General features: G+C 38.6%; 14 protein-coding genes. 9 read left to right on the top strand and 5 right to left on the bottom strand.

Going from position 1 to position 13,214, the window contains the following annotated elements:
- The 5 genes from nuoM to RFW85_RS14880 all read left to right on the top strand — a co-directional run bounded on the left by nuoM (nucleotide 1) and on the right by RFW85_RS14880 (nucleotide 4,872).
- Entirely contained in the window at nucleotides 1–1,599 is a 1,599-nt protein-coding gene (gene nuoM, locus RFW85_RS14900; protein WP_002120006.1) for an NADH-quinone oxidoreductase subunit M, read from the top strand.
- A gap of 2 nt (nucleotides 1,600–1,601) precedes the next feature.
- On the top strand, nucleotides 1,602–3,095 hold the full coding sequence (nuoN, locus tag RFW85_RS14895; RefSeq protein ID WP_002120035.1) for an NADH-quinone oxidoreductase subunit NuoN: 1,494 nt from the start codon (nucleotides 1,602–1,604) through the stop codon (nucleotides 3,093–3,095).
- Between the two features lie 100 nt (nucleotides 3,096–3,195).
- Nucleotides 3,196–3,831 carry a uracil phosphoribosyltransferase gene (gene upp / locus RFW85_RS14890; protein ID WP_002120045.1) on the top strand — a complete coding sequence of 212 codons (636 nt, stop codon included), beginning with the start codon at nucleotides 3,196–3,198 and terminating at the stop codon, nucleotides 3,829–3,831.
- A 116-nt stretch (nucleotides 3,832–3,947) separates the two neighbouring features.
- Nucleotides 3,948–4,241: a cold shock domain-containing protein gene (locus RFW85_RS14885; protein ID WP_170248414.1), complete on the top strand. Its 294-nt coding sequence runs from the start codon at nucleotides 3,948–3,950 to the stop codon at nucleotides 4,239–4,241.
- Between the two features lie 160 nt (nucleotides 4,242–4,401).
- Entirely contained in the window at nucleotides 4,402–4,872 is a 471-nt protein-coding gene (locus tag RFW85_RS14880) for an excalibur calcium-binding domain-containing protein (protein ID WP_171545251.1), read from the top strand.
- Nucleotides 4,873–4,883: 11 nt separating this feature from the next.
- Here RFW85_RS14880 and gigC read toward each other — a convergent pair whose 3' ends face one another.
- Nucleotides 4,884–5,768, bottom strand: a complete 885-nt coding sequence (gene gigC / locus RFW85_RS14875) for a LysR family transcriptional regulator GigC (protein WP_309171638.1) — start codon at nucleotides 5,766–5,768, stop codon at nucleotides 4,884–4,886.
- A gap of 86 nt (nucleotides 5,769–5,854) precedes the next feature.
- On the opposite strand from gigC, the gene RFW85_RS14870 reads away from it, so the two are divergent.
- Nucleotides 5,855–6,616, top strand: coding sequence for a ferredoxin--NADP reductase (locus RFW85_RS14870; RefSeq protein WP_170248412.1), 762 nt, complete (start codon nucleotides 5,855–5,857; stop codon nucleotides 6,614–6,616).
- 49 nt (nucleotides 6,617–6,665) lie between these two features.
- Here RFW85_RS14870 and RFW85_RS14865 read toward each other — a convergent pair whose 3' ends face one another.
- Nucleotides 6,666–7,085: a hypothetical protein gene (locus tag RFW85_RS14865; RefSeq protein ID WP_014205905.1), complete on the bottom strand. Its 420-nt coding sequence runs from the start codon at nucleotides 7,083–7,085 to the stop codon at nucleotides 6,666–6,668.
- A 289-nt stretch (nucleotides 7,086–7,374) separates the two neighbouring features.
- Between RFW85_RS14865 and RFW85_RS14860 the strand changes: the two genes are divergently transcribed.
- The 3 genes from RFW85_RS14860 to RFW85_RS14850 all read left to right on the top strand — a co-directional run bounded on the left by RFW85_RS14860 (nucleotide 7,375) and on the right by RFW85_RS14850 (nucleotide 9,816).
- Entirely contained in the window at nucleotides 7,375–7,602 is a 228-nt protein-coding gene (locus RFW85_RS14860; protein ID WP_170248411.1) for a hypothetical protein, read from the top strand.
- Nucleotides 7,603–7,833: 231 nt separating this feature from the next.
- Nucleotides 7,834–9,516 (top strand): mechanosensitive ion channel, encoded by a 1,683-nt coding sequence (locus RFW85_RS14855; protein ID WP_170248410.1) that lies wholly within the window; start codon nucleotides 7,834–7,836, stop codon nucleotides 9,514–9,516.
- Nucleotides 9,517–9,645: 129 nt separating this feature from the next.
- Nucleotides 9,646–9,816, top strand: a complete 171-nt coding sequence (locus tag RFW85_RS14850; protein WP_002120038.1) for a hypothetical protein — start codon at nucleotides 9,646–9,648, stop codon at nucleotides 9,814–9,816.
- A gap of 12 nt (nucleotides 9,817–9,828) precedes the next feature.
- On the opposite strand, the gene RFW85_RS14845 is transcribed toward RFW85_RS14850, so the two are convergent.
- The 3 genes from RFW85_RS14845 to RFW85_RS14835 form a co-directional block, all read right to left on the bottom strand.
- The gene (locus RFW85_RS14845; RefSeq protein WP_170248409.1) at nucleotides 9,829–11,028 is read right to left on the bottom strand and encodes an NAD(P)/FAD-dependent oxidoreductase; all 1,200 of its coding nucleotides are present in this window, start codon (nucleotides 11,026–11,028) and stop codon (nucleotides 9,829–9,831) included.
- Nucleotides 11,029–11,149: 121 nt separating this feature from the next.
- Nucleotides 11,150–12,028 carry a 1-aminocyclopropane-1-carboxylate deaminase/D-cysteine desulfhydrase gene (locus tag RFW85_RS14840; protein WP_170248408.1) on the bottom strand — a complete coding sequence of 293 codons (879 nt, stop codon included), beginning with the start codon at nucleotides 12,026–12,028 and terminating at the stop codon, nucleotides 11,150–11,152.
- Nucleotides 12,029–12,093: 65 nt separating this feature from the next.
- Nucleotides 12,094–13,203, bottom strand: coding sequence for an HlyD family secretion protein (locus RFW85_RS14835; RefSeq protein WP_170248407.1), 1,110 nt, complete (start codon nucleotides 13,201–13,203; stop codon nucleotides 12,094–12,096).
- Between the last annotated feature and the right edge of the window lie 11 nt (nucleotides 13,204–13,214).

The raw sequence follows: 13,214 nt of genomic DNA, 5'->3' as shown, positions 1-13,214 counted from the left end.
ATGGAAAACAATTTAATTTTACCCGCGCTGATCCTTGTTCCGTTCATTGCCGGTTTTATTTGTTGGTTAGTCGATAAGCTCGACAAAACTTTGCCACGCTGGATTGCCTTAATTGGTATGCTCATTACTTTGGGCTTAGGTCTTGCGCTTTGGCAAAGTGGAACTTATAGCTACGAGTTGGGTTCTAAAATCCCAACTTGGTCTGCTGAGTTCTATCTACCGTGGATTCAATCACTCGGTATTGGCATTCACTTAGCTGTGGATGGCTTATCTTTACTCATGGTGTTATTAACAGCGTTACTTGGTGTACTTGCTGTTGGTTGTTCATGGGGCGAGATTCAAAAGAACGTTGGTTTCTTCCACTTAAACCTATTATGGAGTTTAGGTGGCGTTATCGGTGTATTCTTAGCGATTGACTTGTTCTTGTTCTTCTTCTTCTGGGAGATGATGCTTGTACCAATCTACTTCTTGATTGCGTTATGGGGTCATAAAGGTTCAAACGGTCGTTCACGTGTTTACGCTGCTACTAAGTTTTTCCTTTACACACAGATTGCTGGTCTGGTGATGTTAATCGGTATCCTAGGTCTTGTAGTTTATGGCTACATGATGACGGGCATGATCGGTTTTGATTACAACTATTTATTAGCTGTAGCTAACCATTTACCTGCAGGCTTAGCGTACGGTTTCATGATCTGTTTCTTCATCGGTTTTGCGGTGAAGTTACCAGTATTCCCATTACACGGTTGGTTACCAGATGCGCATGCTCAAGCACCTACAGCGGGTTCTGTAGACTTAGCGGGTATCTTGATTAAAACAGCTGCGTATGGCTTGCTTCGTTTTGTTATTCCTTTCTTCCCGACAGCTTCTGCACAGTTTGCAGACATTGCGATTATTTTCGGTTTGATTGGTATTTTCTACGGCGCATGGTGTGCTTACCAGCAAACTGACATGAAACGTTTACTTGCGTATACGTCGATTTCACACATGGGCTTTATCTTACTTGCAATCTATGCAGGTAATATTCTGACCTTCCAAGGTCTAATGATCATGATGTTGGCACATGGTTTGTCATCAGCTGCATTGTTCATTATGTCTGGTCAAATCTACGAACGTTTACATACACGTGATTTACGTTTAATGGGTGGTCTTCGTGGCCAGCTTCAGTACTTGCCATTTTTCTTGATGTTCTTCGTTGCTGCTCTTGTAGGTGTACCAGGTTTAGGTAACTTTATTGGTGAATTCCTGATTTTGATGGGTTCATTTAATAAATATCCTGTCTTCACGATTCTTGCTTCTATCAGCCTTGTATTTGCAGGTTTATATGGCTTGATCTTGATTCACCGTGCTTTATTTGGTGAACCAAATCCTGAACAAAAGCAACATTACACTAGTCCATTGAAAGACTTATCTGCTCGTGAAGTTGGTATTTTGATGATTTGTGCGATTGGTCTCGTTTGGCTTGGTATCTACCCACAAACATTCTTGGATGTATCTCATTCAAGCATGCAGTGGTTGGTCAATAGTTATGTGCCAGTACAAGAAGTCGTTGAAACTGTTCAGCAAACAGCTACTCAACTTGACCATGTGGAGATCCAATAATCATGAACTTCACAGTATCATTTTCTACGCTTATGCCTTTAGCTCCAGTGATGATTGTTGCTTTGACAACAATCGTCGTTATGCTGTTAATTTCAATTAAGCGTAATCATAATTTAATCGCAACAGCTTCTGTTGTCGGTTTAAACCTTGCTGCACTTTACATTTTATTTGCAGTATTTGGCGGTAAGTTTGTACCGGCAAATGTGATGGGCATGTTTATGGTTGATCCATTTACCATGTTCTATCAATTTATGATTTTGATTGCGGCATTGGCATGTTGTACTTTGTCTCATGCTTACATCGAAACTTATAAAGACAACCGCGAAGAGTTATATCTTTTGTTACTTGCTTCAGTAGCAGGTGCAATGTTGATGGTTGCAAGCTCTCACTATGCATCGTTCTTCATTAGCCTTGAGTTAATGTCGATTCCTGTATATGGCTTACTTGCTTATACTTATCAACGTAGTAACTCACTTGAAGCGGGTATTAAATACCTTGTACTTTCAGCGACAGCTTCTGCAATGTTGTTGATGGGTATGGCATATATCTATGCATATACAGGTTCGCTTTCATTCTATGATTCTGTACAAGCATTATTTGAAGCAATCAAACAGCCAATGGTGTTATTAGGTTTAGCACTTATTATCTTTGCTGTTGCATTTAAATTGTCGCTTGCGCCGTTCCATAAATGGACACCGGATGTATATGCAGGTGCACCAGCACCAATGGCAACTTTCTTAGCGACTGCTGCTAAAGTTGCAACAATTGGTTTGTTCGTGCGCTATATGCTTGCTTCAGGCGCAATGATGGTGAACTCGTTAGTAACTATTTTGACGATCATTGCTGTATTGTCGATTTTAGTTGGTAACTTACTCGCTGTTCGTCAAGTTAACTTAAAACGTATTCTTGGTTATTCATCTATTGCTCACTTTGGTTATTTGTTAATTGCTTTAATTAGCATGACTTATGCGAGCCTGGGTAGCGTAACTGTATATGTGGTGTCTTATGTATTAACAACTATTGGTGCCTTTGGTGCAGTAGCGTTAATGTCTAGCCCATATAACAACGTAGATGAAGCACAAAGCCTTGCAGACTACCGTGGTTTATTCTGGCGTCGTCCAGTACTTACAGCAACTTTAACAGTCATGATGTTGTCTTTGGCTGGTATTCCATTAACAGCAGGCTTCATTGGTAAGTTCTTGGTGGTAATGGCTGCTGTAACAACTCAACACTGGTTCTTAGCTGCAATGATTATTGTGGGTAGTGGTATCGGTTTGTACTATTACTTACGTGTGATGGTTGTAATGTACATGACACCACCGGAAACTCCTCGTATTGATGCAGATGCTCATTGGGGACAAAAAGTGGGTGGTTTAATGGTATTAGCTGCTGCTGCATTAGTTATTATTTTGGGTGTTTACCCAGATCCAATGATTAATTTGGCATTAAAAGCAGAAATTTTATCTCCATTACATTTCATGCTTTCACAACAGTAATTCTGGTGTACAAAAAAGCCTCCAAATCTGGAGGCTTTTTTTTATTGAGCGTTAAAAAAAGATTATAATAAATACGTTTTTATATTTTTAGGTAACATCTGTGGCCATTCAAGAAATTCGTCACCCACTTATTCGTCATAAATTAGGTTTGTTACGTCGTGCTGATATCAGTACTAAGAACTTCCGTGAGCTTGCTCAGGAAGTGACTATGTTATTGACGTATGAAGCAACAAAAGATTTGCCAGTTGTGGATTGTGAAATTGATGGATGGGCTGGAACTGTTACTACTCAGCGTATTGCTGGTAAAAAAATAACGATTGTACCGATTTTACGTGCTGGAATTGGTATGTTAGATGGCGTACTTAATCTAATTCCAAGCGCAAAAGTGAGTGTTTTAGGTCTTGAGCGTAATGAAGAAACATTAGAAGTTCGCACCTATTACAAAAAATTAGTTCCAGATGTAGCTAATCGTCTTGCGATGATTATTGACCCAATGCTAGCAACCGGTAATTCGTTAGTTGCTGCTATTGATGTGTTAAAGGCAAGTGGTTGTAAAGATATCCGTGTTATGGTGTTGGTTGCTGCTCCTGAAGGTGTTGCTAAAGTTGAAGCAGCTCATCCGGATGTGCAAATTTATACGGCATCTATTGATAATGGCTTAAATGAACAAGGTTATATTGTTCCTGGCTTGGGTGATGCTGGCGATAAAATTTTTGGTAGTGTACAAAAAGATTAATTTTTTGAAATAGCATTAAAAAGAGACTTCATTCAACCGTATAATTTTAAAAACGGGATCGTGAGTCTCTTTTTTATTTATTGCAACGACTGGATTGGAAAAGTAGGGGAAAGATCATGAAGCAAGAGTTTTATACTGGAAGGGTAAAACAATATAACGCTGATAAAGGGTTTGGTTTTATTGAGACCACTGAAGGAGATATTTTCTTTCATATTTCTGATTTCCCTGCGTCAGAGGGCGAACCGAAAAGAAATGAAAAAGTGAGATTTCTTGCCGCAGATAATCAGGGTAAATTTAAAGCGATCAAAATTGAGCGTGTTGACCCGAATCCTGCGAAAACCAAGAAAAATAAAATTGCGGATCACAATAAAGCGATTACAACAGAGTTGTTGTCAAATTTTCGACGTTAATAATGAGCTAAATGTAATACATTAAAAACACATTAAGTAATGTATGTATCAGACAAATGTTTTGATGCGTTCAGAAAGATTAAGTGATTTAGAATTAAGGGAGATATTAATTTCCCTTAATTTTCTTAAAAATGAATAATAAGATCAAGAATGGGGAAATATGGTTCAAAGGGGAAAAATTAAACGCAGTAAATTCAAGCTGAGTTCACGTGAGTACATCAGTATATTTATTGTTGGCATCTTGGTTATTGTTGCGTGTGTGACTTTTATAGTATTGCACTATCGTCAACAGGCTCAGCAGCGTGCATCACATGAAAAGGTGCAATTATTAATACAGCAACAGAAGCAGATTATTAAGGAACAGCGCGCAGCTTTGGGTAAATTGCCAGATATTCAACTTTCTGAGAAAACGAAAAAGGCTTTAGCATTTACTCCTCAAACAGTTGCTTCTCAAACAGCCCCAGAACGAGTAAATGATAAAACAACATCTTTTCATTGTGATGGGCGTGAGTATTGTACGCAAATGCATTCTTTAGAAGAGGCACGTTGGTTTGTAAGAAATTGCCCGAACACTAAAATGGATGGTAATCATGACGGTGAGCCGTGTGAAAATGACTCACGATGGCATTAGAAAATCAGGTTTTAAACCTGATCTTCACAGAATTGTAAGAATGCTTTGAGGCCTGGACCTTGATACTTTTGACGGTGTACCAGCATATAAAGCGGACGCGTAAGCTGCCAGAATGGTGTATCTAAAATTACTAATTGTTCCTTTTCAATTAAAGGTTCAATGGCAAGTTTAGAAATACATGACATACCTAAACCACCAGCAACGATTTTTAAAATTGCTTCATTGTGACCTAGGGTTAAGCGAATATTCGCGTCTGGCAGATCTTGCAATATCGCATTATCAAATACTTCACGAGTCCCTGAGCCTTCTTCACGTAAAATCCATTCGACTTGAATAAAATCATGCGCTGTTAGAGGTCTATTTAAACGTGCTAACGGGTGATTTGGGGCACAGCAAACTGCAAGCTCATCATCACGCCAATGAATACATTGGAGTTGAGGTAAATGACATGATCCCTCAATTAAAGCTAAATCAAGTTGGAATTGATTGACTGCTTCAATCATTTGGCGTGTATTGCCCACTTGTAATTGCAAATGTGCTTTAGGATGATGCTGTAAAAAGTTTGCCATTAAATCTGGCATGAGGTAATCACTAATCGTTAAAGTGGCCCCAATACGTAAATCAATACTTTGCAATTCACCTTTTGCAGCTTGCTCAAAAGCTTCACAGCGACCTAATATCTCTAAGGCTTGTGGCAATAGAAAACGACCTAAATCATTAAGTTGTAATCGTTTACCTAAACGATCAAAGAGAGGAGCACCAAGGCCATCCTCTAAATCAGCTAAAGCCATACTTGCTGCACTTTGCGTCAGTCTGACCGCATCGCTGGCTTTGGTGACAGTTCCTTCTTGAGCGACTGCTACAAAAACAGCCAACTGGCGTAATGTCATGCGCATGTTTAAAAAGCCTTAACGTTTAAAAGTATTCATTATTTCGGCTGTCATGCTAACATGAGCGCACTATTTCATGCCACGTTGAAATCATGTCAATTGAAAAATTTAGCGTAGAAAAAGTTTTATCTGTACACCGCTGGACTCCAACTCTTTTTAGTTTCACCATGACTCGCCCTGCACATTTTAAATTTACTGCTGGGCAATTCGCACGTATTGGGCTAAAAGTTGGAGAGGAACTCGTTGTTCGTGCTTATTCGGTAGTCTCATCACCATTTGATGAAACGCTTGAGTTTTTTTCGATTGTGGTACCAGACGGTGCATTTACGTCAAATCTTCAACATTTAAAGGTCGGAGACGAGCTTTATTTAGAAAAAATACCTTATGGTTATTTGACTTTAGCTCGTTATCAACAACCTTTACCCCATGATTTATGGTTATTGGCAACGGGTACAGGATTAGCTCCATTTTTATCAATGTTACAAGACTTCGATACATGGTCTAAATATCAAAAAATTAATTTGGTCTACAGTGTCCGTACCGCAGTTGAGTTAGCTTATGTCGACCGTATTCAAGAGGCTGCTGAAACTTTTGGGGAAGGGCACGTCGGTTTTAAATTTATTCCAATTATTACGCGTGATCCATCTGCACCACTACATGAGCGTTTACCGATTCTGATTGAAAACGGCGAACTAGAAAAATTTGCTGGTATAGAACTGAACCCTGCTACAAGCCATGTCATGCTTTGCGGTAATCCGCAAATGGTTGATGACACGAAAGAAGCTTTAAAACGCCGTAAATTAACGATGAATCGTCGAGGTGAGGGAAATATTGCGGTAGAAAATTACTGGTAATAAATCTTATTTTGAAAGTACTTTGAAATTAATTTTATGGATATGTTTATTAGTGGACAAACATATCCATAAATTCGCGAATTTCTGAAATTGCGCTATCTACATCGGTTGAAAGCCAAGTTGGTTCAAAAAGACCTGCATAATGTTCCAAACGATCTTGTGGAACGACTAAGCGAACAGGACAGTCTTCTTCTAGTAAGCGCCAAGGTAAAATCGGAACATCATTGTCCAGAAAAATGTTGATATTACGAATATCAACAATCATGGCATTAATGCAGTCAGGAAATGGCATGACGGAAAATTCTTCAGTACGACGACGAAAATACTCTAAATCACCCCATTTGAGTTCATAACTTGGCTTATTAAATTCAATAATACCAATGAGATGTTCGTCTCTCGTCTGATGTATATAACATTGATGTGTGACGTCAGTGTCGAGATCAAGTGTTACGTTTTGCTGACGATACATCATAAAATAGAGCAGCTTTAAAACAAGGGGGCTTATTATAGCCTATTTTATAAAAAGTAAGCGCTAAAACATATTGTATTACAAATAGAACATTAAAGAAGCTCGAGCATAACTCGTCATTATTTTTAAATGGCTAAATATTTTTGCCTAAATTTTATACTATTTTTATTATTTTAAAAGTAGAGTTTTGCAATCACAGACACCTTCGCATAATGCTTTTTCACACAATGCAACAAAGCAAATTGCTATGATGAGTATAAGTTAATGATAATAGAAGAGGGGAAAGAAGATGCATGATTTTTCAAAACCACCTCATGTGACGAGTCCTGAAGAAACTGCGAAAAAAAGAAGATTGCCAGTTTATATCTTAATTATTGTTGGGCTTTTTCTTCTTGCCCTTGTAGTTTATATGATAGCTGATCATAGCAACGTGCCTAAACAAGAAGGAGCTATGCAACATGAGCCTGTGCCACATGTCATTTCAAATGCCTCTAATTTAAAGACCTATATAGGTTAAAACGAGGTAATAATTTAACCAGTATATCTTGATATCAAGCCTTTAGGTGAAGACCTGAAGGCTTTTTTGCAACCTTTTGCATCAATTTGTTGTATTTATGCAGAAGTGTGTTGATTAGAAAATATTCAAAACATAATGTGAGATAGACCGCATTCATCGTCATTTTTTACAACGAATGGTGTTTCCTAGAGATAACACTGAAAAGAACAGAACAATTGAGGACATAACAATATGAATGAATTTTTTGATGGGCCTCGCGGCGCTCAATTTGATGCAATGTATTACTGGGATCAGTTTCATCCAATTCTGGCTGCAATAGTGATCTTATTAGTGGGTTGGATAATTGCTTTATTAGTAGCGGCAGGTGTGAAAAAGCTTCTACAAAAAGTAAATACCAATGCCAAACTATCTTCAGCCACTGGTCGAGCCCCAAATATAGAAGGCCTGATTTCAAAAGTCATATTCTGGTTTATTTTAATCTTAGCGGTTGTCGCAGCTCTTAATGTACTTAACATTAGTGGAGTAAGTGGCCCGTTCAGCAATATGGTGAATCAGGTACTCGTCTATATTCCAAATATTATTGCTGCTGTGGTGGTGGGTTTTATTGGTTGGATCGTTGCTCGACTGGTGCGAGCAGGGGTTACCAATGTTTTATCCAGAACCCAACTTGACGATAAGCTCAGTACAGAAGTTGGTGTAGGTGGAATTAGCCAAAATATCGGTGAGATTCTTTACTGGCTTGTATTGTTACTTTTCCTTCCAATTGTTCTTTCAATATTAGGATTAACAGGCTTACTGATTCCAGTTCAGAATATGGTAAATGAAGCAGTAGCCTTCTTACCTAATATCTTTATTGCTGGCGTTATCGTTTTTGTTGGTTATATCTTGGCAAAAATTGTACGCGGTATTGTTGAAGGTTTAGTAAATAGCTTAGGTGTTCAGGCTCAAGCTGAAAAAATTGGTCTTTTTAAGAGTTCTAACGTAGGCAAATTCTTAGGTTCATTTGTTTTCGCAATCATCATTATTACAACATTGATTGTAGCGTTTGAAGCTTTAGGCATTGAGACAATTTCTCAGCCAGCAACAGCAATGCTTAATGAAATCTTGCAGGCGATTCCAAACATTATTGCTGCTGGTTTAATTCTACTGGTTGCTTATATTGTTTCTCGTTTTGTTGGCCGCTTAGTTGCTGAATTAATTGCAGGTACAGGTGTTGATGAAATTCCTGCAAAGTTAGATGTACAACGCTTTTTAGGTCAAACTAAAGTTTCTAATGCAGTTGGCTGGCTAATTGTATTCTTTACTATGCTATTTGCAGTTTCTGAAGCTGCGGATCGTCTTGGTTTCGATCAAATTAGTGGTCTAATCGCAATGTTTATCCATTTCGGTGCAAACATTCTATTGGGCGCTGTAATCTTGGTTATTGGTTTCTGGCTTGCCAATGTTGTGGCGAACGTGGTTCAACGTGGCGAATATAATAGCTCGCGTTGGTTAGGTAGTTTAGTTCGTGTGTTAATTATTGGTCTCGTACTTGCACTTGGTTTAAGAGCGATGGGTATTGCAGATTCAATCGTTAATCTTGCATTTGGTTTGACTCTAGGCGCAGTTGCAGTTGCTTTCGCTCTTGCATTTGGTTTAGGTGGTCGCCAACCAGCAGAAAGACTGTTGAGTGATTTGTTAGATAAAGCTAAAAAAGAAGCGAATGAACCAAATCCTCTGTACCAACCACCTTCTACTACGGCTAGTCCATCTGCGACTACTAGTTCGTCAACATCTACAGTTGCACCAACGACTACAACGTCACCGTCAACAGTTTCATCTGATGCGAAACCTGCTGATTCTGCACAAGTAAATCCAACAGAACCACCAGTAAACAAGCCGTTTGGATCTACTGGAGAAAATGACGAAATTTAGTAAGTAAAACTAATTTTCAGATAAACCGTACAAAAAATCTTTGATTTTTGTGATAAGTTCGACCACTCTATATTGAGTGGTCGAACTTTTTTTGGGCCATTATAAAAAGAAATAAGTGAGGAAAATACGATGAAGAAACCAGGTCGTTTTTTAGCACCGATTGTCATTGCGGGAATTACCGTAGGTTTTTTAGCAAGTGCTTATAAGTTTGTATTTAACAAATCTAATTCATCAAAACAGGCAACAACTCATACGCGTAATTCTGAAAAATCGTCAAATGATTCGAAAGCGTCAAATTAGCTTATTCATCATTTAAACGTATTGTGCTGCTGCATAAGCGGAAGACCAAGCCCATTGGAAGTTATAGCCTCCTAAATGGCCAGTTACATCAAGTACTTCGCCAATAAAAAACAATCCTTTTTGCTTTTTACTTTCCATGGTTTTGGAAGATACTTCGGTTGTATCAATTCCACCTAAAGTAACTTCGGCAGTACGATATCCTTCTGTACCTGATGGTTTGACAGTAAAGCCGTGTAACTGTTCGGCAATATGATCTAGCTGTACATCACTGATATTACCAATCGCTGTTTCGCTCTGCTCTGACCATATAAGTTGTTGTAGCTCTTGGATAATACTTTTCGCAGTAAACTCACTAAGAAGGGTGCGTAATAGAACTTTAGGTTGTGCTTTCTTTTTATCTTTTAAATAAGTTGCTAAATCTTGGCTTGGGAAAAAGTTAATTTTAAAACTTTCACCAGTATTCCAATAGTTTGAAAGCTGTAGGGAACTTGGTCCACTCAAGCCGCGATGCGTAAACAATAATGCTTCAGTAAAACTATTTTTCGAGTTACTTAGAGTCACATCTAAAGCATTGCCACTTAGGCGTGTAGTGACTTCTTTAATATGATCTGAAAAGGTAAATGGGACTAACCCTGCACGAGTTGGTAAAACCTGATGTCCAAACTTTTGTGCCAGTTCATAGCCAAATCCAGAACCACCCAAAGTTGGAATGGATAAACCACCTGTAGCAACCACTAATGACTCACAGCTAAATCGGCCTTGATTTGTGTGTACAGTAAAACCGCCTTTTTCTAATGGATCAATTTGTACAGCTTCACATTGAGTTTGGATATTAACGTTATTAGTTTTATCACATTCACTCACTAGCATCTCTAAAATTTCTTTAGCGCCGTTTAGCGTGAATAATTGCCCGTGTTTTCGTTCTTCATAGGCAATGCCATAATCACATACCAGTCCAATAAAGTCCCAGTTGCTATAACGTGATAGAGCAGAAATGACGAAGTGTGGATTATGAGAAATATAGTTGTCAGGCTCTATATATAGGTTGGTAAAGTTACACTTACCTCCACCTGACATTAAAATCTTTTTACCAATTTTATTGGCTTTTTCTAAAATTAAAACCGAGCGTCCGCGTTTAGCAGCATGTGCAGCCAACATGAGTCCAGAAGCACCTGCACCTAAGACAATGACATCAACATGACTGTTAGACATAAGAGATTCTCGATTAATCGTGAAAATTTAAAAAGGGGCATATACTACCATGCCGAGCCTTAGTCATGCTAAAGACATTTACCACGGTAGTGAACAATACGACCTAAAAGATAGTCAGTTATTAATGTGATTTATTTCTTATATCTGCCTGTAAACCACCAGAATGAATTGCCAGAATGCGAGTTCCTTCAGGAAAGTAATTATTCTTTATAAGATCAAACAGACCGAACATCATCTTTCCCGTATAGATCGGTTCAAGTGGTACGGTATGTTGCTCTTCAAAATTTTCTATAAATGCCAATAAATCAGGTGAAGTTTTCGCATATCCGCCACAGCAGTATGAATCTGTCAGCGACCAATTCTGTTTTTTGGTCCATTGCTGAATATCTTGTTGTAGAAAGTTGCCTTTTAATGCTGAAAATCCTAAGACTTTCTGATCGGCTGAACTCCTTTCAATAAGACCCGAAATCGTTCCACCCGTTCCAACTGCACAGCAAATCACATCATATTGATTTAAATCGCTTTGGCTGAGAATTTCCTGACAACCTTGAACAGCCAATTCATTGGTTCCGCCTTCGGGAATAATGAAAGTTTTAGGAAATTGATGATCTAATTGTTGAAGATAGTTTGCATCATCTCGTAAGCGATATTCATTGCGTGAGACAAAAAGTAGATGCATTCCTAAGCTTTGAGCTTTTGCTAGGGTTGGATTCAGAGGTTTGTCAGCTAACTCTTCACCACGAATAATTCCTATACTTTTTAAGCCAAAAAGATGAGCGGCATAGGCAGTCGCGGCAATATGGTTGGAATAAGCGCCACCAAAAGTCAAAATGCTCGATAAACCTTGTTGTTTTGCGGCAAGCAAATTGTATTTTAATTTATAAAACTTATTGCCCGAAATTTGAGGATGAACTAAATCTAAACGCTTAATGTCGAGATGAACTAAAGAGGGGAGTTCAATGTGCTGATAGGAAACAGGTTGGGCAATGTGATCAAACATTAGAAATTGAGAAAAATAATGATTGATCACATTGTAGCTTTTTAAATAGAGCTTTAAAAAGCTGTTTACGAATTTGTATCGACAGAAGTAATTACTGACATGCCAGGGCGTAAGTGTTCCATTCCTTCCTGATTTGGATCAATGGTAATGCGTACGGCAATTCTTTGAACCACTTTGGTAAAGTTTCCTGTTGCATTGTCAGGTTTTAACACACTGAACTCAGAACCCGCAGCAGGCGAAATCTGTTCAACATGTCCTGTAAATTTTTTATGTTTCATGGCATCGACTGTGAACCATGCTTTCTGGCCAATTCGCATATTGGCAATTTGGGTTTCTTTAAAGTTGGCAATCACCCAAGTTTGTTGTGGAATCAGATAGAGTAATTGTGACCCTGCTGCCACGTATTGCCCAACACGAGGGTTCACCTCGCCAAGTTGCCCATCCATTGGAGCAACAATAACGCTATAGTCTTTGGTAGTTTGTGCCTGATCTAGTTGTGCTTTAGCACTGGAAACTTGTGCTTCTAAACCTGCTTCTGCCACTTGTGCTGTTTTAAGTGCTTCTTTGGCAACTAGAACATTGGCTTCTGCCTGCTTCAGTGCTGCAAGGTTATTTTCAGCATCTGCTGCGGCTTTATCTTGCTCAGCTTTAGAAGCTGCTCCACTATTTCCTAACTGTTGATAGCGTCTAAGCTGTGCTAAAGAAAGTTCATATTGAGCTTTAACTTGTTCAACTTTTGCTTGTGCAGCCACAATATCAGCTTGTTTTTGAGCAATAGACTGAGTTTGATTGGCTAAAGTATTTTTAGCTTGTTCAACTCCAGAAGCTGCTTGAGCTACTTTTTGGTCGTAAGTAGTTGCATCGATATGCATTAACACTTGGCCCTTTTTTACGTGGTCAAAGTCCTTAACTAATACATCTTTCACGTAGCCATTTATTTGTGACGATAAAATCGTTGTTTTACCTTTAACATAACTATTGTCAGTTTGCTGAACATTCGTTGCGAAAGGTCCGATTCTCCATGCCCATAAAATTACTAAAATACCGATAATAAGAACACCTAACATCCAGAATAGAGTTGAGCGTTTTGTGGGAATTAGTTTACTTGCAGGTGCAGGCTCGTTGGCAGGTGCCTGAACAGGCGTTTGGTCCGGTTTATTTTGATCATCTGACATATATTAATCTC

It is taken from the genome of Acinetobacter sp. 12966, from assembly GCF_031196995.1.
Taxonomy (GTDB): Bacteria; Pseudomonadota; Gammaproteobacteria; order Pseudomonadales; family Moraxellaceae; genus Acinetobacter; species Acinetobacter geminorum.
The sequence above is the reverse complement of the archived record's forward strand: the minus strand, read 5'-3'. Positions and strand labels throughout refer to the sequence as shown.